Source organism: Caballeronia sp. dw_19 (genome assembly GCF_018449515.1).
Lineage (GTDB): Bacteria > Pseudomonadota > Gammaproteobacteria > Burkholderiales > Burkholderiaceae > Caballeronia.
In genome coordinates this window covers 39,968-61,989 of record NZ_JAAVUQ010000046.1, presented here as the reverse complement: position 1 = coordinate 61,989, position 22,022 = coordinate 39,968, and the positions used below count along the sequence as shown (strand labels likewise).

At 60.8% G+C, this 22,022-nt stretch carries 16 protein-coding genes; 6 read left to right on the top strand and 10 right to left on the bottom strand.

Features of this window, described 5'->3' with window-relative positions:
• Positions 1 to 255 precede the first annotated feature (255 nt).
• The gene (locus tag HB376_RS35640; RefSeq protein WP_213768394.1) at positions 256 to 1,083 is read right to left on the bottom strand and encodes an IclR family transcriptional regulator; all 828 of its coding nucleotides are present in this window, start codon (positions 1,081 to 1,083) and stop codon (positions 256 to 258) included.
• 97 nt (positions 1,084 to 1,180) lie between these two features.
• Between HB376_RS35640 and HB376_RS35635 the strand changes: the two genes are divergently transcribed.
• On the top strand, positions 1,181 to 2,341 hold the full coding sequence (locus tag HB376_RS35635; protein ID WP_213768393.1) for an alpha-hydroxy acid oxidase: 1,161 nt from the start codon (positions 1,181 to 1,183) through the stop codon (positions 2,339 to 2,341).
• Positions 2,342 to 2,426: 85 nt separating this feature from the next.
• The gene (locus HB376_RS35630) at positions 2,427 to 2,768 is read left to right on the top strand and encodes a zinc ribbon domain-containing protein YjdM (protein ID WP_213768392.1); all 342 of its coding nucleotides are present in this window, start codon (positions 2,427 to 2,429) and stop codon (positions 2,766 to 2,768) included.
• Positions 2,769 to 2,831: 63 nt separating this feature from the next.
• Here the strand turns inward: HB376_RS35630 and HB376_RS35625 are convergent, their stop codons facing one another.
• A complete protein-coding gene (locus HB376_RS35625) occupies positions 2,832 to 3,485 on the bottom strand; it encodes a YukJ family protein (RefSeq protein ID WP_213768391.1) in 654 nt (217 codons plus the stop codon).
• A gap of 425 nt (positions 3,486 to 3,910) precedes the next feature.
• Between HB376_RS35625 and HB376_RS35620 the strand changes: the two genes are divergently transcribed.
• A complete protein-coding gene (locus HB376_RS35620; RefSeq protein WP_213768390.1) occupies positions 3,911 to 4,222 on the top strand; it encodes a hypothetical protein in 312 nt (103 codons plus the stop codon).
• 183 nt (positions 4,223 to 4,405) lie between these two features.
• On the opposite strand, the gene HB376_RS35615 is transcribed toward HB376_RS35620, so the two are convergent.
• The 6 genes from HB376_RS35615 to HB376_RS35590 form a co-directional block, all read right to left on the bottom strand.
• Complete coding sequence (locus HB376_RS35615) at positions 4,406 to 4,792, bottom strand: nuclear transport factor 2 family protein (protein ID WP_213768389.1); 387 nt, start codon at positions 4,790 to 4,792, stop codon at positions 4,406 to 4,408.
• 577 nt (positions 4,793 to 5,369) lie between these two features.
• Positions 5,370 to 6,512, bottom strand: a complete 1,143-nt coding sequence (locus HB376_RS35610) for a GGDEF domain-containing protein (RefSeq protein WP_213768388.1) — start codon at positions 6,510 to 6,512, stop codon at positions 5,370 to 5,372.
• A gap of 452 nt (positions 6,513 to 6,964) precedes the next feature.
• The gene (locus HB376_RS35605) at positions 6,965 to 8,620 is read right to left on the bottom strand and encodes a long-chain-fatty-acid--CoA ligase (RefSeq protein WP_213768387.1); all 1,656 of its coding nucleotides are present in this window, start codon (positions 8,618 to 8,620) and stop codon (positions 6,965 to 6,967) included.
• 30 nt (positions 8,621 to 8,650) lie between these two features.
• Complete coding sequence (locus HB376_RS35600) at positions 8,651 to 10,471, bottom strand: alkyl sulfatase dimerization domain-containing protein (RefSeq protein WP_213768386.1); 1,821 nt, start codon at positions 10,469 to 10,471, stop codon at positions 8,651 to 8,653.
• Positions 10,472 to 10,541: 70 nt separating this feature from the next.
• Positions 10,542 to 11,225 (bottom strand): TetR/AcrR family transcriptional regulator, encoded by a 684-nt coding sequence (locus HB376_RS35595; protein WP_213768385.1) that lies wholly within the window; start codon positions 11,223 to 11,225, stop codon positions 10,542 to 10,544.
• 113 nt (positions 11,226 to 11,338) lie between these two features.
• Positions 11,339 to 12,274: a LysR family transcriptional regulator gene (locus HB376_RS35590; protein ID WP_218627471.1), complete on the bottom strand. Its 936-nt coding sequence runs from the start codon at positions 12,272 to 12,274 to the stop codon at positions 11,339 to 11,341.
• Between the two features lie 264 nt (positions 12,275 to 12,538).
• On the opposite strand from HB376_RS35590, the gene HB376_RS35585 reads away from it, so the two are divergent.
• Positions 12,539 to 13,861, top strand: coding sequence for an MFS transporter (locus tag HB376_RS35585; RefSeq protein WP_213768384.1), 1,323 nt, complete (start codon positions 12,539 to 12,541; stop codon positions 13,859 to 13,861).
• Between the two features lie 114 nt (positions 13,862 to 13,975).
• Here HB376_RS35585 and HB376_RS35580 read toward each other — a convergent pair whose 3' ends face one another.
• Both HB376_RS35580 and HB376_RS35575 read right to left on the bottom strand, forming a co-directional pair.
• Positions 13,976 to 15,091 (bottom strand): porin, encoded by a 1,116-nt coding sequence (locus HB376_RS35580; protein WP_213768383.1) that lies wholly within the window; start codon positions 15,089 to 15,091, stop codon positions 13,976 to 13,978.
• A gap of 724 nt (positions 15,092 to 15,815) precedes the next feature.
• Positions 15,816 to 18,767 carry an autotransporter outer membrane beta-barrel domain-containing protein gene (locus tag HB376_RS35575; protein ID WP_255631756.1) on the bottom strand — a complete coding sequence of 984 codons (2,952 nt, stop codon included), beginning with the start codon at positions 18,765 to 18,767 and terminating at the stop codon, positions 15,816 to 15,818.
• Positions 18,768 to 19,208: 441 nt separating this feature from the next.
• On the opposite strand from HB376_RS35575, the gene HB376_RS35570 reads away from it, so the two are divergent.
• Together HB376_RS35570 and HB376_RS35565 are read left to right on the top strand one after the other, a co-directional pair.
• Positions 19,209 to 20,348, top strand: a complete 1,140-nt coding sequence (locus tag HB376_RS35570) for an ABC transporter substrate-binding protein (RefSeq protein ID WP_213768382.1) — start codon at positions 19,209 to 19,211, stop codon at positions 20,346 to 20,348.
• A 490-nt stretch (positions 20,349 to 20,838) separates the two neighbouring features.
• Positions 20,839 to 21,384, top strand: coding sequence for a glycine zipper family protein (locus HB376_RS35565; RefSeq protein ID WP_213768381.1), 546 nt, complete (start codon positions 20,839 to 20,841; stop codon positions 21,382 to 21,384).
• Positions 21,385 to 22,022 lie beyond the last annotated feature (638 nt).

Sequence of the window (22,022 nt, the reverse complement as noted above, 5' to 3'; positions counted from 1 at the left end):
TTTTAAAAGCGTTTTCTTTGCTTCGTTTCTTTGTCGCTTTGGACAAAGAAATGACGTGCCGCCACGCACAGTGGCTAATAGTGATAAAGAGAAAATCCAACTCAGGCAGACCACCACGGCCGAAAGCACCAACCCGGCATCAACCCCGACCGCTAACCCCAGAACCGACCTTGCCCCCAGAAGCCCAGAACCCCCAAACCCCCCAAAACCCACCATCACCCCCAAGTGCGAACAAAGACCAATCCCCAAAACCCCTCAACGCTTGTAACCCGCCAATCGCGCTTTCGAAATCGAGGTCGCAGCGACCTGCACATGCTGCGCGAGTTCGGCTTCCACCCGTTCGATCGACCACCGCGACGTCGGCACCGAAATATTGATCGCGGCAACGGCCATACCACCGTGATCCGTGACCGGCGCCGCGACGGAAATATCGCCGAGTACCGTCTCGTTCTCAATCACCGCGTAACCCCGTCGCGCGACCTTGCGTACGCGTTCGAGCAGTTTGTCAGGATGGGTTTCTGTGTAGTGCGTGAGCGGGTCGAGCCGTGTTTGCGCCAGGATCTCGCGCACGCGCTCGTCCGACAAACGCGAAAGGATTGCTATGCCCGCAGCAGTGAACATGGCCGGCAAACGAGCACCAACCACAATGTCGATGTTCACCAGATGCTGCCCCGGAAAGCGCGCAACAAACACGATCTCGTGGCCATCGAGTTCCAGCAGGTTGGTGGTTTCGCCAAGACGACGACTGATATCGAGCAGATACGGCGAGGCTTTGTCGATCAGTTCGTTGGCCCGCACGTAGTTGTACGAGAACTGCAGCACCTTCGTCGTCAGGCCGTAGTTGCGCGTTTCGGGCACGCGATAAAGGTAGCCGAGCGCTTCGAGCGTATGAACAAGGCGCTGCGTCGCGCTGCGGTCGAGACCGGACGCGCGGGCGATATCGACGAGGGTCATGTGACGGCTCGGACCGTCGAAAGCATGCAGGACCTGGAAAGCTTTTTCAGTCGATCCAACGAACAACGACGAGCGCGCGGCCCTCGTTTCGTTCGGCTCTTCGGGCGTGCCAGCGGCGCTTTTGGACATGCTTGTGGGGGCTTTGAAGGTATCGGATCGTAATTATCTCAATTGTAGTGCAATCGAATCTCACGTTTATGGTCGATTGCCAGTTCGTGGAGCATTGATGCTTGCCTCTGTCGCTGAATACCGGATCGCTGCACAACGGCGCCTGCCGCGGCTTGCGTTCGACTACCTGGAGGGCGGCGCCGAAGACGGCGACGCGTTGCGGCGCAATATCGACGAGTACGGGCAGTGGCTGTTCAAACCCCGTGTGCTCAACGACGTGTCGCGCTGTTCAAGCACTACGCAATTTTTCGGACGCGAAGCGGCCGCGCCGCTGATCGTGGGACCGACAGGTCTGAACGGACTCTTCTGGCCGCGCGCCGACGAACTGCTCGCACAAGCCGCGAGCCGCGCGAACTTGCCGTTCGTGTTGTCAACAGCGTCAACGTCGCTGCTGGAAGATGTGCGCGCCGCCGCGCCGCAAGGTGACCTGTGGATGCAGCTCTACGTGCAACAGGATCGCGGCATTGCCGAAGACTTGATGCGGCGCGCAGGGGCCGCGGGTTATTCAACGCTGGTTCTCACCGTCGATGTCCCCGTGCACGGCAAGCGCGATCACGACACGCGCAATGGTTTCCGCTTGCCGTTGCGCCTGTCGCCCAGGCTTCTCGCCGATTGCCTGACGCATCCGCATTGGTGCTGGCAGATGGCGCGCGCGGGTTCCCCGCAATTGAAGAACATCGCGAAGAGCGTGGGCGAGCATGCGGATTTATCGCGTCATGCCGCCATGCTGAGCCGGCAGATGGACTTGACGCTGGGCTGGCGGGATCTGGAGTGGATACGGCAACACTGGAGCGGTAAGGTGATCGTCAAGGGCGTCATGGGTGTGGAAGACGCGCTGCTGGCCGTGGCGCATGACGCGGATGGCGTGGTGATATCGAATCATGGGGGACGGCAGTTGGGGAGCACGTTCGCACCATTGGAGTTGCTGCCGGGAATCGTTGCGGCGGTACGCGGAAAGACGGAGATTTTTATCGATGGCGGCGTGCGGCGCGGCAGCGATGCACTGAAGGCGGTCGCGTTAGGCGCGCGCGGCGTGTTGCTCGGGCGTGCTCCGTTGTATGGACTCGCTTCGCGCGGAGCAGCCGGGGCCAGCGAAGTGCTCGCGCTGATGATGGACGAGATGCTGATTTCGCTGCGGCTGCTCGGATGCCAGGGGATTGGCGATCTCGGTCCGGCGTTTGTCGGGCGCGATGGTTCGCGTGGCGCACGCTTGGTTTAGACGACGCAGTCAGCCAGCCCTTTATAATCCCGGTCGCCGGAGCGCGTTCGCGCCTCCTCGATTATTACGATTATTTGAAGGAACTATGTCTACACTCCCAGCCTGCCCGCTATGCTCGATGGAGAATACCTACGCGGACGCCGATCGCATCATTTGCGCAGATTGCGGTCATGAATGGTCAGCATCAGAAGCCGCGCCCACCGATGACGACGCGAATGCAGTGGTGAAGGACGCCAATGGCAACGTGCTGGCCAACGGCGACTCCGTGGTACTGATCAAGGACCTGAAAGTGAAGGGCTCATCGATCACGCTGAAGGTGGGTTCGAAGGTAAAGAGCATCCGGCTGGTAGGCGGCGACCACGAGGTCGACTGCAAGATGGACGCCGGCAGCTTTATGCTGAAAGCCTGCTATTTGAAGAAGGTTTAAGGAGTAGGCGGAGGTCGAAAGCCATCGGACGGCGATGACTTTCGACGATGCCCTGCGCAGCGTTCACCCTCCCGCTATCGGATTGCCCTGGTCGTCGGTATCGAAACTCTGCGACTGGAACGCAAAGAAAAACGCGCGCCATGTGTTGTCCGCGTACGCGATCATCAGCGCGCCGTCCTGATACACGCCGTTATCCTGCTCGTACTGGCCGCCATTGCCCTGGTTCATGTGGATGTCGTGAACGCCATTGCCCGGGACGAATTTGAAATACTGATCCGGCTTGTTTTCTTCAGGACCCCATCGCGATCCAAATGCGTAAATGATCGACCCTTCCATGGCCATCGCCGCAACAACCGCGCTTTCCAGTTTGTCTTTCAGATCGTTCGTCGAGCCGGGTGCGTCGGCGGGAACGGGCGTCATTGCCTTGATATCGACCAGGCCGCTGCGCACATAGTCAATGGCGAGACCGCCGGGCGTAGACGGCAACTTGGTGAACCCGGGCGTCAACGCGCCCAGACCGCTCGTCAACGTATCGGGCAACGTATCCCGCTCTTCGAACAGAACTGTTGAAGGCGCGTGCGGCGCCGACGACTTTACGTTCGACGCAATCCGAAAAACCGTCGTTCCTGCGTGGACCAGAATTTGATAGTGGTCGTCATCGGCATTGCGAAGATGACCGGTCACAGTGCCCTTGAGCACCCCGTAGTTCACTGCCATGTGTCCTCCTCGTACTAAAACCAGCAGCAACCGCTGCCCCTGCGAAATCCAGCTTCTCTCATCCCTCACCTTACTCCCGCGATCAACCCTGACATCAACATAGCCGCCGGGCGACTTCGCGGAACGCCCCTCCGACGAGGCAATGCACGCATTGCGCTTGTCGTCGGCCAGTTCGACAGACGGCTTCACAAGAAGTGCAATGGAAACTGCGAACGCTCGAAAACATCGTCAGAATGTGCGGTTGCCATCAAAACGTCATTAAGAAAACGGGCGCGCGGAGATCATCACAAGCACCTTTCATCTTATGTACGCTCGCAGACACATCGGCTTTTGCGAGCGGTATGTAATGTCACCAACGCGACTCTTTCATCATGTACAGTGCCCCGTTCGACCACCGTAACCGTTTATCAGGTCCTGCGACATTCATGAATGCACCTTCCCTTTCCGACCACAACGTCAGCGACGCCCCTGATAGCCAACGGGTGGGCCGCGCGTTCGCCGCAAGGCTTGACATGACCATCAAGCGCTCCGGGCTTTCGTCCGGGCGCGTGGCGAAATCGCTGGGCGTCACGGAGGGGGATGTCACGCTGTGGCGAGCGGGTATCACGCTGCCGCGAGCCGCCGACTGCCGTCGCTTGTCGGAACTCCTGCACGTGGAGATGGCGTGGCTGAACGGTGGATCGAAGCCAGTTGGCGAAGGCGAACGCAGGTCCGACAGGGTGAATGCCATTGCCTAGCGGCGATGCGATTCACCATCGATTTTCCGCCTTCGTGTAGTGCGCCGGACAATTGCCCGGCATAATCCGCCCAAAAAACGGCGAACATGCCAAGCGGGCGGGCTATGCTCGCTGGGTCGAATCATGTGCGGTGCGGCACCACGCTGGCGTGCGCCGCGCCCGAGGCCGAAGCAATCGCTGCCGCTACGCTGTCAAACGCGCGGCCGTATCGAAGAACTCAATCCAGCGCGTCAACAACCCGTCCTTGACCGTGCAGATGTGAACCCACTCCGACTCGAATGGCTTGCCGGTTTCGCTAAGCATTACCCGGACAAACCCGAGAACGACAATATGCTCGTTCGCGTCGATAAATTCCCGGGGTTCGAACACCGTGATCTCGCCGTCCGCAGCCAGCTCCTTGAAGAACTGCCCGACCTCCTGCCGGGTACGGCATTGCGTTGGAAAAGGTAACGAGGCGGGTCCGACGACTCGCCAGTCGACCGTCGGCGCGATGCACTCGAGGACTGCCTCGATGTCGTTGCGCCCGAACGCCTGATAAGCCCGCTTCAAAACAGCCATGGGCGTGTCCATGAATTTCTCCTTGGAGCAAAAGGGTGGCGCGAGACGGTCCACCGAACGAATCGAGTTACCGCGAAGGTCGATGCTCATGGGCGGTGTGCTTTCGCCAAGGCTTCACCGTCACAAACGGGACCTCGCCTACGTCCGATACACCGTCTCACGTGAGACGGTCAACCTCGCAATACCTTAAGGCAGCGGCGTCGATAACGACGATTACCGGCTTGTTAGCGGCTTATTAGCGGCTCGGTTTGAATGACCGGGGTTTCCCCTGCTTCAGGATTTGCGGGTCATGAAGCAGGAAGAATCATCATAAGAACGGGAATGACGGGAGTTTTCCAGCCATGCCGGACTTAGACGCGATGTATTAACCAGCACGATGAACGGTGTTATAGGTTGTGGCCGCCTATAAATCCAGGGTGTCGCGTGCGGATCGACTGCAGCAATGGCGGGACATACTGAAGAAAGGATGCCTAAGTATTAAGTAGCTTACTTTGAACATCCGTTGCAAGCGGCAATACGACAACCTGGGCGGCCCGATCGATTTGTCTGCCCTGAAACCGATACGTGAGAGAAGGCGTGAAGTCCCCGTCTAGGACGCAAGGCTCCAGCGCGACTTTCCCATTGCCTTCGCGACGTTGAGCGCCTTGTCGGCGGCATTGAGCGCCGTCAGCACGTCGGTGCCGTGGTCCGGAATCAATGCCACGCCAATGCTCGCGCCCACATTGACCGAGACATGCGCAGTCAGTGCAAACGGTGCAGACATTTCGCTGATCAGGCGATCCGCGAATGCAGCCGCTTCCTCATAGTTCGACGCGCTGAACGTGACGACAAATTCGTCACCGCCAATGCGAAACACCATGTCCTCCGGTCCCTTCAATGCATTGAGACGGCCCCCGATCATCACCAGCAGCAGATCTCCCGCCTCGTGGCCGTACCGGTCGTTGACGGGTTTGAAGCCATCCAGGTCGATATAAAGAACGGCGGTTTTTACGGTACTGTCCGACGCCGTTTTGTATCGGGTCTGCGACGCATGGATCAACCCGGCGCGATTCGGCAGGCTGGTCAGCGCGTCGTGGCGCGCACGGTGATCATTCTCCCGCTCCGCTTTCATGGTCGAGACAAGCAATCCGTTGAGGCGAAATGCGGCAATGCTCATTGCGACGAGGTAGAACGGAATCTGAATCAGCGTCAGGCTCAGGATGAGCTCTCTGGACATCGCCGCTGCAATACAGCACGGGCCAAGGGACAAAAGAATCATGATCCCGACCAGTCGGGGCGCGCCGAAATTCCGGAAGCAGATGCCCCCGACCATCGCGGCAGCGGACAAGCAGGAGAGCGTGGCGGCGATCCAGTCCGTGCTCAGGATGCTGATAAATGCGCCGTAACCCACGCTTGCACCCCAAAGAACGCCGAGGAGCAGATAGACATCGGTGAAGGTCGGCTGTCCGCGCCTCGCTGCACGGTGCGCCGCGACCAACAAGATCAGGCGTGCGCTGCACAGGACGACTTCGATCACCACCCAGGCGATAAATGCCGCCGAGGGTTCGCGCAGGGCGATCGCGACCGAGACAGCGATGGTATTAAGGACGCCACCGGCGAAAATAGGCAGCGTGCCGAACAGGCTTCCGATCAGCGCGACCCGGATGTCATCTGGTACGTCGGGCCCGGAATAACATAACCAGGTCGTAAATCGCCAGCGAGGCAAGCTAAACGGCGCTATTTTCGTATCCATGGATCGTTTCGTTTTATGCGCGACTACCGGGTCAAGTTTGCTCGTCACGGCGTGGGCGCCCATCCGAGCGCTTTAGCCGAATAAGCCGGTATTCTATACTTGGCTTATGTCAGGCGATTGCGAGCGGTGCATGGGACGGGCGCTGCTTGCGGCCATTTCGCCTGATTGGCACTAAAGCGGCCACTGTGCCAATGAAGTCCACTGCCGACGGAGAAAGCCTCGAATTCAAGCGAGGGCGCCGTTGTCCCTGGTGAAGGATCGGCAAACGAAGAAGATGTTGGTGCGGCTGCGACTGGTTCGCAGCATCGATGAGGCGATGGGAATCTTTTTATGTGCCGGGGCCAGCACCATCGCGTTTTGAAATTTGATTACAACACTCGCTGACCCGTGCTCGACGGTCCGCTTCCGGCTGAGTCCGATCTGATTCAGACTCAGCCGATGACACCCGTTTCCTAACCTTCCCTGTCGCGAAGCTTGCGCCTCAAGATCTTTCCTACATTGCTCTTGGGGAGATCATCGCAAAACTCGACGGCCTTCGGTCTCTTGTAACCAGTCAGCCGCTCCCGGCAAAATGCCAGGATGTCGCCCTCAGAGAGATCCGGATCACGACGCACGACGAAAAGCTTCACCGCCTCGCCCGAATGTTCGTCGCGCACACCGATCGCCGCGACCTCGAACACGCCAGGATGCGAGGCGACCACGTCCTCGATTTCGTTCGGATACACGTTGAAGCCGGACACAATGACCATGTCCTTCTTGCGGTCGACAATCCTTACGAAGCCGCGTTCATCCATGATGCCGATGTCGCCGGATTTGAAGTAGCCGTCGGGCGTCATGACGCTGGCGGTTTCATCGGGGCGGTTCCAATAGCCGGCCATCACCTGCGGTCCGAAAATGCAAATTTCGCCGGGCTCACCGTTGGCAACATCACGCCCGTCGTCGTCGCGAATCGCGATGAAAGTCGAAGGCAGCGGCACGCCCACGGAACCGCTGAACGCAGTACCGTTGGACGGGTTGCTTGTCGCGCACGGCGAAGTCTCGGACAGTCCATAGCCTTCAATGATCGGCTTGCCCGTCCTCTCAAACCAGCGCGCCGCGACCCCTTGCTGGATTGCCATGCCGCCGCCGTTCGCAAGCAGTAGCCGGGACAGATCGAGCGTGGCGAACCCCGGGTCGTTCAACAGCGCGTTGTAGAGCGTGTTGACGGCCGGGAACGAGTTGATCGCGTAACCCTGCAGCGCCTTTATCATGGCGGGAATATCGCGTGGATTCGGAATGAGGACACCGAGTCCGCCGGCCCGCATGGTCAGGAACGCGCATACCGTCAGCCCGAAGATGTGATACAGCGGCAAGGCGACCACGGTGACAATCGGATCGGCATTGGGACGCTCCCGCGTCAACGGCTCGCGCCACGCTTCGCTCTGAAGCACGTTGGCAATCAGGTTCCTATGCAGCAACATCGCCCCTTTGGAAACGCCCGTCGTGCCGCCGGTGTATTGCAGCACAGCCAGGTCGTCGGGCTTGAGATCGGCACGCGCAAACGGGCTGCGGGCGCCTTGCGCCAACGCGTCCCAGAAACCGGTGCGCGGGGTAGGCGCCTGGCCGTCGGACGTGAGCGAGTCTGATGCTGCCATTGACACGCCCATCATCTCGCCAATCGACGTCACCACGACATGCAACACCCGCGTGTTGCGTTGGACCGCCTGCAGGACTGCATCGAATGGTTCGAGCAGGACAATCGCCTCGGCCCCGCTGTCGGCCAGTTGATGTTCGAGTTCGCGCGGCGTATAGAGCGGATTGACGTTCACGATCACATAACCGGCGCGCAGGATAGCCGCCATTGCCACCGGATATTGCAGCACATTCGGCATCATGATCGCGACCCGCGCGCCCCGGGCGAGCCCTTTCGATTGCAGCCACGCGCCGAGATTTCGCGACTGCACGTCGAGTTCCGCATACGTGAGCGTCCGGCCCATGCAGGCAAACGCTTGCCGCGACGCAAACGCCTCGAAGCTCTCGTCGAGCAGGTCCGGTAGCGAACGGTATCGCGCCGGGTCGATATCCGTGGGAACGCCGGGTGGATAGGCTTTCAACCAGGTTCTTTCCATTCTGCTTCTCATCGTACTTCTCCTCGATGTCTAACGTGCCGCGAGCGCGGGCAAGCGTCGCGATGGCCGATCGAAGCAGCTGACAAACGCATTCAGTTGATCGATGTTTCCGCGCTCGAGCGCAGCGGTTCCTGCTTCAAGCAGTTCCGGCACCTGGCCCGCGATGTCGCGCAGCATCGTGTAGAACGTGGCGGTATCGAGTGCAAGCTGGAGGTGAGCATTGGGCCATGGGCGCTCGTGAACCTGAAGCACCCCCTTGCGCAATTCGAGCGCAAACGTGGCGTCCCGGTCCGTCAGCCGCAGCACGAGGATCATGTGTACATCGGCAGACAGCGCGGGATCGACGCAGACGCAGAGGCGCTGTAACACGTTGCCAAGCGGTTGCGCGCGCATCACGTCCATTGACGCGAGTCCCCCGCCGCCCGCGAACGGCAGGTCGTCATAAGCATGTTCCAGCTCGCGCGCCGCGCTCAAGTACCAGTTGCGCCAATTCGTGTTCTCGGTGCGATACCCCAACTGGCGAAACGCCTCAGCCTTGATCGTACGTGCGTCGTTATCCGTTATATCGAGTCGCACGAGTAACGTGGCAAGCTCGGCAGCCCAGCGCCAGTCACCGTCACCGATAGCCACCCAGGCGGCCGCGCGCACGGCTTCGGAACCGTTCATCATGGCGACCGTGCGACGAGCCCGCTCTCCACGCGGCAATGGATCGAGAGAAGCGGGATCGCCGTCGAACCACCCCAGTTGTCCGGTGTACACCTGGCGCACGGAATGCTTGACCGTGCCGTAGTACTCGCCCAGCCACGCGTGCTCGGCCAAATGCGGCGGCAGCGATGGAATGGTCTCCGCGAGTTCGTCCTGCGTCATGCCGCGATTCATATGGCGGATCGCCTGGTCGTGGATGAACTGGATCGCGTCGCGATACACGGACAATACATCCGCCACGGCCGCTTTGCCCGACACCGGACGGCCATGCGCCGGCACCATATGCACCGCATGGAAGTCGCGCATCATGTCGATCGTGCGATACCAGCGCACCGGATCGCGATAGCGCGTGCCGCGCAGCGTATGCACGTTCGCAAGACACTCGCCCTGGATCACCTCTGCCGACAGCAGGACGCCGAGCTCGGGCAGCCACATCACGATCTCGTCATCGGCCTCCGATGGCGCATAGCGGAACTCGAAACGCACCCCGGCGAGCACGATGTCCAGGGTATCGTCGAACACGCGCGTGGGCGCGAGAAAACTCGCCGGTTCGGCAATCAGTACCGGCCCGATTCCTGCATTGACCTTGCCGGTCGCGCCTGCGGGCAGCAGCGTGCCGAAGCTGTACGCCGAGCGCGCGGCCAGGATAGGCGCGACCAGGTTCGCGTTGTTGATGACCGTTTCCATCAGCGAGCTGTGCGCGATGATCTCGACGCTTCCCGCCGCGAGTTGCGCCTCATCGGCGAACGCACGCACGCCGCCCGTATGGTCCGTGTGGTTGTGGGTATACACCACCGCCTTCACCGGCAATTGCGCGTGGCGCGGATCGATTGCGCAGAAGTCCTCATAAATACGCTTTGCCGCCGATACCGCTTCGGTTGTATCGATAACCACGATGCCGTCGTCGCCGACCACGAAGATGATGTTCGCAATCGCATAGCCGACAGCACAGTACACACGCTCCGCCACGCGGTAGATACGCTGAGCCATGCGCTGCGAATGTTCCGTCAGGCGCGGCGGCACGGTCGGCGCGGCGATCGCGAAGGCGAGGTTCACGCCGGCGTCGAACGCGACATCAAGCGGCTCGCCAACGTGTGGCGCGTCAAAAGCGGGTTGGCGCGATATGCCAGCGCAACATGAGGTCATGGATGTCTCCTTGCGGCAGTCTAAAAATAACATCGGAATAGGAATTCTTATTCCGTTTTTGATGAAAAAATCAGGGAGTGGTCAAAATCAGGCAACGGCAAAACTGTGTCTTGAGCCAGGGCGCGAGACGGCGGCTCGCCAGCGACAACGGGCCCGGGTCGTTCAGGACGATGTTGACCAGCATCCCCAGGATCAGTTGAAGCGCGGCTTGTACCTCGAACTCGATCGAACTTGCATCCGCTTTTTTTGCATCGCGTTCTTTCACGATCGCAGCGACAAGCGGCGGCACGATCAACGCCAGCACGTCGCGGTTTGCTTCCTTGACGACGTCCCACGTCGCTCTCGGTCGCGACACGCGTAACAGCGACGCATGGAATAGTCCGCGGTTGCGGCGAAACGACTGCACGTACATCTCGACAATCGCGTCCGCGACCGCCCGTGCGTCGCCCGAGCCCCATTCGGGCCCGCTGGCGACCATGTCGCGAACACGGTTGCGACCTTCGGTCATTGCGCGGTCGAGCACCACGTCGAAAAACATGTCCTTGCTGTCAAAGCGCCGATAGAACGCGCCAATAGAGGTGCCCGAGCGTTCAACGATATCCGTGATGGACAGATCGTCCAGGTTGCCACTCGCCTCAATCAGTTCGCGGCCAGCCTGTAACATCTTCTCCAGCCCGATCTGGCTGCGCGCCTGCCGCGGCACCGCGAGGGCGGATTCAACTGCTGTGCGACTGCGTGCCTGGGGTCGGGTCATGGGGCCTGGTGAGCGACGTTGCATAAAACGGAATCTGGATTCCGGATCCTCGGTGAACGCCGGCGCTTTGTCAACCCGCCCAAGGGAAAGCCCTATGCCTGCGCGCGGCGCGGTTACATCAATCCGCGCGCGGCCGTATTGGCGTCGTCCATGACCTTTTCGGTCAACGCCAACGCCGCGCTGGCTGCCGGCGAATGGGTCCGTTCAGCCAGGGATACAAGGGCGAAGTCAAGGCTCAGTTTCGGCGGATGGGTGAGCGAAATGCGCGCGAGGCGCTGGGCCTCCAGGTCGCGCCGGACGGCCGAGGCCGTCGCGAACAGCACAGCATCTGTTCTGGCCACGACCTCCTTGAGCACGGCGACGTCATTGCACTCGACCTGCAACGGAATTTCCTCGTGCGCGCGATACTTGAGCAGGCGATGCAGCGCGTCTTTCATAAACCCAGGCAGCGACACGGAAACGAGCGGAAACTCACGCAGCGCGGAGAGCGCCACCGGGCCGCGCACGAGCAGTGGATGATCCGGCCGGGCAAACCAGCCGCCTTCATGACGCGGCAACCGGTGCAACGCCAGGTCCGGCGCGACGGGCGGAACGCGCCGGTCCGTCACCACGAAATCGACCCGTTCCGCGCGAAGCTTCTGCATGAGTTCATCGCCTTCGCTCAACTCGATCAGCACCTTGATCTTGGGAAAGCGCCGTGAAAACTCAACCAGCAGGTCTGGCAACAGCACGACAGCCGCGTAGGGCCCCAAGCCTATCTTCACCTCGCCGAGTTCGTGTGCCTTGAGCAACTCGACATCACGAAACATGCACCGTGTTTCGAACAGGACACGCCGGGCGCGCTCGACCAGAAGGCGGCCGGCAGCCGTCAGCGCGACTCCGCGCGCGGCACGATCGAAGAGCTTCATGCCGAGTTCGTCCTCAAGCGCCTGGATGCTGCGGCTCAGCGCGGGCTGGCTCAAATGAACGCGGCTGGCAGCGCGGGCGAAACTTCCTTCCTCAGCCAGCGCAACCACGTGAGAGAGCCGGCGAGAATTGATTTCATGCATTGTTTGCAACTTCCCGATAAAGATATTGCACTTGAACTATTGCGTTATACCACCTCAAATGGGCGCAAACGTGCGGCCAGGACCGCTTCGATAAGCTCAATACAGAGCCGCACACAGGAGACGTTATTGAAAACCACCTCATTGCGCACCGCTCCAAAACCCGCCTTGTCCGCCACCGTGTCCACGTGCTGTCATCGTTATCGGTAACGCGTCGGGGAACGACGAGTTCGTTACCCCCTGTCAGGGCATTCTCAGGAGCATTCAATGTTTGAAGCAAAAGATTCCGGATTCGTGTTGGACCGCTCTGCACCCGTGGCAACAACCAACCGTCGGCGCTGGGTGATCGTAGCGTCGCTCTTTCTTTTCATGGCGATCAATTTCGCCGACAAGGCAGTGCTGGGCCTCGTCGCGCTACCACTCATGCGAGACATGCAACTGACGCATGCGCAGTTTGGAATTGTCGGAAGCGCGTTTTTCCTGCTTTTCGCGTTGTCGGGAATCAGCGTCGGGCTGGTTGCCGACCGCCTCAACGTGAAATGGCTGATGGCCGGCCTTGCCTTGGTGTGGGTGATCGCGCAATTGCCGCTTGCGTGGCCAACCAGCTTCGCCGTGCTGCTGGCCTGTCGAATCCTGCTTGGTGCGGGAGAAGGGCCGGCGTCGCCGCTCGCGCTTCACGTTGTGTACACCTGGTTCGAGGATCATGAACGCGCCCTGCCGACCACCATCGTCCAGCAAGGCGCCACGACCGGCATCATCCTGGCGGGGCCGGTGCTCACCTTTATCGCTCAACGCTGGTATTGGCACGCGGCTTTTCTATCGCTGGGCGTGGTCGGCGTCATGTGGACGATCCTTTGGCTGGGCGTGGGAAAAAGCGGCGACGCGCACCGCCGCCAGCCGCTCGGGAATGCGCTGCGCGCCGGCTGGTCGCCGGTCCGCTCGAGTGTGAGTTATAGGCGCCTTCTCACCGACCGGACCGTGATCGGCGTGCTGCTGCAGGGGCTTGTCGGCTATTCGGTGATAGCGATCGGCGTGACCTGGGTACCCAGCTATTTTCGGGTGGCGCTCGGGTTCAGCGCCACCGAGGCGGGCTGGCTCTTCGCGCTACAAGTGGCGGCACAAATTCCCATCGGGCTCGCGCTGGCCATGTTGTCGCATCGGATGCTCGCACGCGGCGTGTCGTCGCGGCTGGCGCGTGGCGCGCTGGTCAGCAGCGCATGCGTTGTGAGTGGAATGGCGTACTGCATGCTGTATGTCGATGCCCCGCCGTTCGCAAAAGTGGCGCTGATGGCACTGGCGAGCGCGCTGGCCCTCCAGGCGTTCACGTTCGGCCCGCTGCTGGTAGCCGAAGTCACGCCGGACTCACGGCGCGGCGCGATGCTGGCGATCACGAATTCAATTGCAACGTTGGCGGGGTTGATTGCCCCTGCGGCGATGGGCAAGGTGCTCGGCGTGGTGGCGAACAATCGAGGATATGAGTTGGGCTTTGCCGCCACCGGCGTGCTGTTGGTCGTGGTAGGCGCAGCAGGATTCATGCTGCTCAATCCGCAACGCTCGCATAAGCGTCTGCAACAATCTGCGATCGGTTGAAAACGCTTTTAATTCCGGGAACGTTGTTTCTGGAATGCCGGATCAAAAACTGCGGCGCCCGGCAAAATGCCGGGCGCCGCAGTTTTGAGCCGGGCAGCAGTAACAGCAGTAACGTTAGAACTGGTGACGCAGACCTGCCATCGCGCCCACCTGCGTACCCTTCTGAGCCAGCCCGACGCCGTTGACACCTTGCAATTGCGCGCCGATCAGGTCTCCCCGGTATTGCGAGTAATCTGCTTCCACGTACACGTCAGTACGCTTGGACAAGTTGTAGTCGGCCACCAGCTGATACTGCCACGCTGACCCGTCCTTCGATTGGGTCTTGCCATCCTGCAGCGTACGCCAGACGTTCGCCGCAAAGTGCCACGCGTTACCCACCTGCTGCGTCACGCCTCCCATGATCATCCGACGCTTTGAAAAGTCGGTGTACTTGAGCGCTGTCAGCGCGGCAGCCGTGAACGGCCCGTTAGCGAAATTGGAGAAGCCGGCATCGTTCTGATCAACGATGTACCCCAGCGCAAATCGCGTCTTGTCCCATGTGTACGATCCTCCGAAGGTCCATGACTTCGAATCGCTGCCGTTGACGGAGTCTTTCGATTCCTTATAGGCGCCACCCAGCGAGACCGGACCGCCCGCCGGCGCGTAGGCGGCGGCCACGCCCATCTCGCTGCCGTACGACATGTGACCCGCAACACCACCGAACGCATAGGCCGTCGAGACCATGAGGTCGTGAGCATGAAACTGGTACTGGACCTGATTGCTCGTCCAGATCCCGCCGGTCATTGTCACCTCGGGCTGGAAGCTGAAGTCATACGGAACCCACGGATTGCTGCCGTATCCGCCAATCGTAATCCCTTCGATCATCACGTTGTACTGACGACCTACGATGACCTGACCATATGTACTCGAACGTATTCCGACCTGTGCCTCGTTGAAATACGGCAACGTGGGATCGCTTTGACCGTTATTGATGTCGAATCGATTTTCAAGCTTGAAGAAGGTCGACCAACCGTCCCCCAGATCCTCGACACCCTTCAGGCCCCAGCGGCTCTGCGTCAGACCGCCATTGCCAAGTGCCACGCTTGAATCACCCGCTTTGTTGGCGTTCGTCATGTAGCGGACGCTTTCATCGACAACGCCATACAACGTGACGCTCGATTGCGCATGGGCTTGCTGACAAGCCAACGCGACCGGCAGCAAGGCATAACGCCACTTGCTCAACTTCCTCATATTGTCTCCGCTTTTTTGAGTATCGCTTTCTACTTGATTGGTGGCTTTGTGCCGGAATCGACAGCCTCACCATCTCCACGCAAAGGCTTGTCGATTCGTCCTGCTGACTTACAAGACGGTGCTTGCGTCTTCAATTTGACGGTAAGCTTGTAATAATTCCAGTGCATTGTTGTTATCGTCTGGATGCACTCACTGCATGGAGTGCGAGGTGCGCCGGAAGGCTGGCGGAGGCTTTAAGCCGGGACAGGCCGCTGCCAGCCGCCAAAGGGCCCTTTTGCAAAATCCGCCGGGGTGGTGATCACGAGCGCGTTGTCACGAGGCGCGAGCCTGCAATAAGCGATCTGAAGATGGCAACCGTTGTACAGCCGCCGCAGTCCTGTCTTCGAGGCGCAGTTCAGTGAAGTCGAACTGATCTTCGCGAATGCGACGCATCCGTCTGCCGGTGCGTGGACCGGGAGCATCGCCGCCCGGTCGCGATATTGCCAATGCGGATGCCTGAGGTTGCCGACAGAGTTCAGCAGACTGTCGCTGATGGAATGCCACGACTAGAAGCGAGCCTTGGCGGCGTCGCTCGACGCGGCCAAGCGAGCCATGCGCGCCAGTGGTCCGGTCGAGAGACTTCGAGCCGGGCGTATAAAAGCTCGATTCGAAGTCCCGACCATCCGGCCATCCGGCACGAACCCCTTGATGATGCGGTCGCAGTGTGCGGCCATCCGGAAGGCCATCACCAGCTGTATCGGAGTCCGATATCACCCTGAACGCCCTGACGCCGGCCACCGTCGCTTCCGCCGACGGCGAACTGATAACCAGCCTGAGCATAGAGGCTCAGGCGAAGGTTGATTTTCGCCGTGATGCCAGCCGCGAGTTCCAGCCGCGTGGCTTCTTCCAGTAGCGATACCCGATCAGCGCCGAACAGCGTCGTTGCGGCCCCGCCCCAGTCGTGCCAGAGATTGACGCGCCCATAGGGCTGCCAGACCTCGCCGTTGTCGCGATCGATGGTCCACTGGCCGCGCAGGCCGAGCCGGCCCGTGGTGCCCGTGGTCAAGCCGAGATCGACCGGGCCCAGCCCGTCATTCTCGTCGCTGAAGCTGACGCGTTGCCAGATGACCTGGATCTGCGGCTCCAGCACGAAACGCGGTCCGAACGGCAGCGGCACGGGATAGCCCGCCTCCAGCGATGTCAGGAAGCCATTGCCGGTGGTGGGCAGCCTGGCGGACTGCGTCGTGGCCTCGCCCTGGTAGGACGTACCTTGCAGCACCGCGTCGAGATACCAGCCGCCGGGCCCGTAATGCGTCCAGTAGGCCCCGCCGGAATACGCGTCGAGATTCAGCTTGCCGGTGCGGCCTGGCACATAGGCGGTTGCCGTCGCGTTGGTGACGAGTCCATCCACGTCGAGATTGCTGTTGCCGTACGCAAAGTAGACGCCGGCGACGTCGCGATGGCCGGGAATGAAACTGCCGCGCCAGACGTCGATTCCGGCCTGCACGCCGATCAACTGACCGCTCGCCCGGGGATCGGCGAAGGCCTCGTAGCGGTTGTCGATCTGCTGGCCGAAGAAACGGCCCCAGGCGGAATGACCCCAGCCCTCGCTGCCGGCGCCGGCATTGTCTGCCGTCAATGTGTCGCCGATACGCTCGTGCAGCGTGCCCAGCATGGTAAGCCCCATCTGCCGGGCAACCGGTTGTACCACGCCATACGTGGCCAACTCCGGTCCGATGATCGGATAGGTGGCGCCTGGGGATAGCTGATTGGGGGGTGGGTTGACCGGAAAGGCTTCTTCCGGCGACGAAGGTGTTTGCGGCACTCCCGGTTGCGTGGGTGGCGAAGGCGTTCCCGGCGTCCCGGGCTGTCCCGGTGGTGACGGTGTTCCGGGCGTTCCTGGTTGTGTTGGCGGCGAAGGTGTTCCTGGTTGTGTCGGCGGCGAGGGCGTTCCGGGTTGTCCCGGCGTCTCCGGCTCCGGGGCGACAAAGCTTGAGCGGAGGAACCAGTCATTGGGACTGCTGCCGCCGACGCCGCCATGGAACAGGAAGTAGTCGAAGGCGCCGGCGCGCAACCTGTCGGTCAATGCGAAAGCACCCGACGCGGTCATGCCGCCGTTGAGTGTCTGCACGACCTGGATGCCGTTGGCCTGCGTCTCGGCACCGGGGCCGGTGGCGTTGCGGACCGTGAGATCCGTCGTCCCGGTGGCGGCGCCCCCGTTCACGACCAGCTTGTCTGACGGAGAACCGTCGGCACCCAGATAGCTGTTGATCGTGATAGCGCCTGCCGAGCCCGTATAGCTTTCCACAGTCACGGTCCTGTAACTTGTGGCCTGGGTGGGGTCGCCAGCCGGCGCCGCGAACAGGATGCTGCTCGCATTGTTGGCGAGGCTGGTCGCGTTGGAATTGCCCGTGACCGTCCACTCGGTACCGTCGTGCAGCGTGACGGCGGACGTCGTGCCGGAACCGGTGGTAACCGCGCCGCTCAGGGTCGAGGCGCCCGCGTCGAAAGTCGTTGCCGACGCAGACCCAGTGGTACTGAGCAGGACGCCGTTGTTGTCGGTGATAGTCGATCCGGTCACCGCAATGTTCGCGTTGGCACCGTTCACGTGCAGCGAGTCGGCCGTGGAGCTGAGCGTCGTACCGTTGAGTTCAAGCGTATTGGTGGCACTGGCCGCGCCATTGACTAGCAGTCCGAACGTTCCACTACCCGACGCCGTCACCGGACCGCCAGTGATTGCGAGCGTGCCACCGCCTTGTACGGTAGCGGCCGATGACTGGTTGGCCGTCACGTTGATCGGTACGTTCACCGCCGTGATCGTTGCGCCCTGCGCCATCAAGCCGGTTTCGCCACTCGTCCCGTTCAATGTGACGGAACCGCCGGTCAACGCGATATCGCTATTGCTGGCGGACTTCACCGCGACATTTCCGCCCGAGCCGGACACGCTGATCGCGACACCATTGCCCGTGAACGTGCTGCCGTTTTCCGACAGCACGCCGACGACACCGCCGCCAGGAGACACCAGGCTGAGTGCGCCGCCCGTCAGCGCGATATCTCCACCGTTGTTGCTGTGGGCGACGAAATCTCCGCCACCGCCCGCCCCCGTCACGGTGACGTTGGCGCCTGTAATCTGGCTGCCCGCGCCGTCGGCTAGCAAGCCCGTGCCACCACCGCCGCCTGGCGAAAAGGCGATAGTGGCGCTATTCAGGAATGTAATGTGGCCACCGGCGGTTGCTCTCGCTGCGACGTTCCCGCCCCCCGAAGGAAGGCCGATGTTGAGACCATCCGCTGTGATCTGGCTGGACACCCCGGTCGCAAACAGGCCGACGAGGCCACCGCCGTTGGGAGCCGAAATAATCGACGGCCCAGCGACGTCATCCTGACCGAGGCTGACGGACGCTCCTCCCGAAGCCGTCACCGCGACGCCATACGGCACGGATAGCGTGACGCCAGCCGCCGTAGTCGTCCCATTACCCGTTGCGGTGATCCGGTTGACGGGAGGGACGACCGTACAGGTCCCGCCGGTATTGGTAACGCCGCCTTGCCCGTCGGGAGCGCACGCGGCCTGCGCGGTGGAAACGCCACCTGCCACCACGAACGAAGCGAACATCGTACGCAATGCGCATACGACGTCGCGCTGGAAGCAATGATCATTGCCTTTTGCAGGCGTCTGGACAAACAAGTTGCCTGGCAGCATCGATCTGCCCCCGACAAAGTCAGCCTGCCTTTAGTTTTGTCGATGAAAGGCATTTATGCAATATTAAATATGACGTTAACGCGCCTCTTCAACATGACCGGCTTTGCGGGCAGCACGCATCGATATCCGATCACACGAGCGACCGCCCGATACAACTACGACCACCCCGCAACGGCGGCTTTCACGCGAATTCCTGCCGCCCACCCATCCTTGAATGATCCTTCACCGGGACGGTTCCGACTCCAGCCGCTTTAAGGCAACGACAGGGGGCCTCCCCGCGCTGATGCGAGTGACCGGTAACGGTCTGGGTCGCTCCCTGTCTTTGTCCGTATGTCTGCTTCGGGACGGGCATTCCAACGCCGGTTCCGCACGAGCGGGCCGGTCATTCGTTAAACTCGTAATGCAGTTATATTCAATGCATCCATCGACACCTGGGCAATCATGAAACGTACACAATTCACGGTCCTCCTGGTCGCGGCAATGCTTGCCGCTGCTCCTGCTCTTGCCGAAAACCCCGTGCGCATTGGTGTAACGACGATGCTTAGCGGCTCGGACGCGGCGCGCGGCCAGACCGAGCAGTATGGTATCGAATTGGCGCTTGAGCGGATCAACGAAGCCGGCGGCGTACTCGGACGTCCCGTCGAGGCGTTCTATGGCGACAATGCATCCGATCCCGCGACCGGCATCAAGGCCGTGCATCGGTTGATCGAACAGGAGCATGTGTCGGTGATGATCGGTGCGCTGTTGACCGCCGTTACGCATGCCATCATGCCGGTGGCGCAGGAAGAGAAGGTTCCGCTCGTGATCGAGATCTCGTCGCTGCAGGACTTCGTGGAAGCGTCGGGCGTCGGTGGTAATCCTTATGTGTTCAAGACCATTCCGTCCGAACTCGATATTGCTCGCGGCATGATGGGCTGGTTGAAAAGACAGGGCGCGAAGCGTGTTGCGATCATCAGCGACGATAGCTATTTCAATAACGCGAATTCGCAGAGCTTTTCCCGGGCGGCAAGCGAGCTGGGAATACAGGTTGTGACCAGCATCACCGTGGCGCGCGGCACCACGAATTTCGAACCCGTGCTGCAACAGCTCAAGGAGATCAACCCCGATCACGTGGTGCCGATTCTCAACGCTTCCACCGCGCCGTTCTTCCAGGCTTACGAAAAGTCCGGCTGGAAGGTGCCGTTGACCGGGCGCATCGACTTTTCGGCCGTCGCCAAGGCGGTATCCCCCGGTTTCATCGCCTCGGGTGGGCTCGACAATGCCGCCAGTGTTTCAATGTTTTCCCCGGCCATCGAAACGCCGGGAGTGCAGGATTTTGTCCATGCCTATGAATCCAAATATGGGTTGGTACCGAATCAGTTGCCGTTCTACGCTTACGAAGCAACTTATCTGATCGTCGATGCAATACGCCGTGCCGGGTCGGACAAGCCGGCCGATATCGAGGAGGCGCTGAAGACCACCCGGATGCCGTCTTTGCTGGGCGGTACTTACGTAATGGACGATCACAACCATTCCCATATGCCGCTGCAAATCATTGGTTTGCACAACGGCCGTCCGACGGTAATCGGGGCGGGCGGCTAGGCGGCTCGGGATCCATTCTCGACACGCCGCACCTGCCACCGTCGCCATACGGCTAGCATTCCCGTTCGACGTGAAAATTGACGAACGGGGTGCCCGACGGGGTTTGGCTTCTGCGACAGCGGCGGTCTCCGAGATGCTTTCCAGGTTCGATTTCGAGCATGGAAATGAAGCGCGTCGCGACCGGCCATGAGATCCACTGCACATCCGGTCCCCGGTCAGCCAATACTGCTCGCAATGAATCTCGCCGCGCTTGAGAACCAGCAAGGCCGGCCTATCCGGTGTCTCGAGTAGCCAGGCACTGTCTAGCTCCGCCCCATCGAATTGGCGTCCACCACAGCGGTCGCTCTGCCGTCGCCGAGCGACCGACGGCAATGGCAGAAGACCCGTCATTGGGCCTGGCAAGAGGATCCTCACTCGCCGTGAGGTAATTCAACGCTAATTCTTCGACGTCACAGTGTCATCCATGTACTCACTATTGGATATCGACATCATGAAACGTCTACGACTCGCGAGCGCGGCAACACCTCTATGCTTGATCGCCCTCACCTTGGCCGGGTGCGCCGTCATTCCTCCCACCGGCCCGACCGTGGTCGCGTTGCCGCCGAAAGGAGAGCCGCTGAGCAAATTCCAGCAGGAAGATTACGCGTGCAGGGATTATGCGTTCCGCTCTGACAATGCCTCGCAACCATCGGCGGCGGCCAACGACGGTCTACGCAGCGGGGCGATCGGCACCGTAGGCGGCGCGGCGGCAGGCGCGCTATTCGGCGCGGCAGCGGGCGATGCCGGTATCGGCGCGGCGATTGGCGCTGGCGCTGGCTTGCTGCTTGGCAGCGCTGCGGGCGCCAACGGGGCTCAAGCCACCTCGGCCAGTCTGCAAGCCCGCTACGACGCCGCTTATTCGCAATGCATGGCGTCCAAGGGAAATCAAATCACACAGGCGGTCGGCTTTGCGACCGCGCCAATGTACGCACCGCCGCCTGTCCTTGCGCCTGCGCCGGTCGTCTATGGCTATCCGCAGCCTTTCGGCGACTGGTAGTACTGACGACCCATGCCCCAAGGCCTTGCTATTCCATCCGCAGTTCGCCGCCTGGTCTTCGCGCGGTCTAAGTAGTCGAACCGCCTTGTACCGCGGTGCGTCGGTGACCCGACAGTCGGAATACAGGCACGAAGTCCACCGTATGCGTTCGATGGCCGCGACGCAATTTTCCCTAAATGACTGCCTATACGATGTATCCAGTCAATGCGCACTGGCACTTGCAGCGAACAACCTTTGACAAGTTCCATTGCGTAGCAAACCTTCCCGGTAAGTGAGAGACCATAATGATCAGCTATCCTCATCGAACAGAATTGATTAACGCATCAAAGATCGGCATTGAGCATATTGACATGACGATCGAAAAATTGAAGGCGGAGTGTCCCGATGCCTTCCATACCGACAGCACGCTGGGAAAGCGTAGATTCCATCATAAGCCGACAACGGACACGCCTTGTCGTGGCTTCGTCGCTGATCGGGATTCGTGAATGTGCCGTGATTGCCAACTGCTAGCCATCCGGACGCGCGGGAGCTTCATATCCCGGCTGTTGATGGCCACGCAAAACAGACCCGCTTAGACTAAAAGTGGGTCAGTTTCCGGGGGAAATCAACAGGAAGTTCGCCCCGAGGCCGCCTTGGGC

Excerpts from the sequence above, each read along its gene's own strand:
- HB376_RS35610 (WP_213768388.1), bottom strand. The coding sequence starts at position 6,512 with ATGGATACGAAAATAGCGCCGTTTAGCTTGCCTCGCTGGCGATTTACG.
- HB376_RS35620 (WP_213768390.1), top strand. The coding sequence starts at position 3,911 with ATGAATGCACCTTCCCTTTCCGACCACAACGTCAGCGACGCCCCTGAT.
- HB376_RS35640 (WP_213768394.1), bottom strand. The coding sequence starts at position 1,083 with ATGTCCAAAAGCGCCGCTGGCACGCCCGAAGAGCCGAACGAAACGAGG.
- HB376_RS35630 (WP_213768392.1), top strand. The coding sequence starts at position 2,427 with ATGTCTACACTCCCAGCCTGCCCGCTATGCTCGATGGAGAATACCTAC.
- HB376_RS35590 (WP_218627471.1), bottom strand. The coding sequence starts at position 12,274 with ATGCATGAAATCAATTCTCGCCGGCTCTCTCACGTGGTTGCGCTGGCT.
- HB376_RS35580 (WP_213768383.1), bottom strand. The coding sequence starts at position 15,091 with ATGAGGAAGTTGAGCAAGTGGCGTTATGCCTTGCTGCCGGTCGCGTTG.
- HB376_RS35575 (WP_255631756.1), bottom strand. The coding sequence starts at position 18,767 with ATGCTGCCAGGCAACTTGTTTGTCCAGACGCCTGCAAAAGGCAATGAT.
- HB376_RS35585 (WP_213768384.1), top strand. The coding sequence starts at position 12,539 with ATGTTTGAAGCAAAAGATTCCGGATTCGTGTTGGACCGCTCTGCACCC.
- HB376_RS35615 (WP_213768389.1), bottom strand. The coding sequence starts at position 4,792 with ATGGACACGCCCATGGCTGTTTTGAAGCGGGCTTATCAGGCGTTCGGG.
- HB376_RS35605 (WP_213768387.1), bottom strand. The coding sequence starts at position 8,620 with ATGGAAAGAACCTGGTTGAAAGCCTATCCACCCGGCGTTCCCACGGAT.
- HB376_RS35635 (WP_213768393.1), top strand. The coding sequence starts at position 1,181 with ATGCTTGCCTCTGTCGCTGAATACCGGATCGCTGCACAACGGCGCCTG.
- HB376_RS35600 (WP_213768386.1), bottom strand. The coding sequence starts at position 10,471 with ATGACCTCATGTTGCGCTGGCATATCGCGCCAACCCGCTTTTGACGCG.
- HB376_RS35595 (WP_213768385.1), bottom strand. The coding sequence starts at position 11,225 with ATGACCCGACCCCAGGCACGCAGTCGCACAGCAGTTGAATCCGCCCTC.
- HB376_RS35570 (WP_213768382.1), top strand. The coding sequence starts at position 19,209 with ATGAAACGTACACAATTCACGGTCCTCCTGGTCGCGGCAATGCTTGCC.
- HB376_RS35625 (WP_213768391.1), bottom strand. The coding sequence starts at position 3,485 with ATGGCAGTGAACTACGGGGTGCTCAAGGGCACTGTGACCGGTCATCTT.
- HB376_RS35565 (WP_213768381.1), top strand. The coding sequence starts at position 20,839 with ATGAAACGTCTACGACTCGCGAGCGCGGCAACACCTCTATGCTTGATC.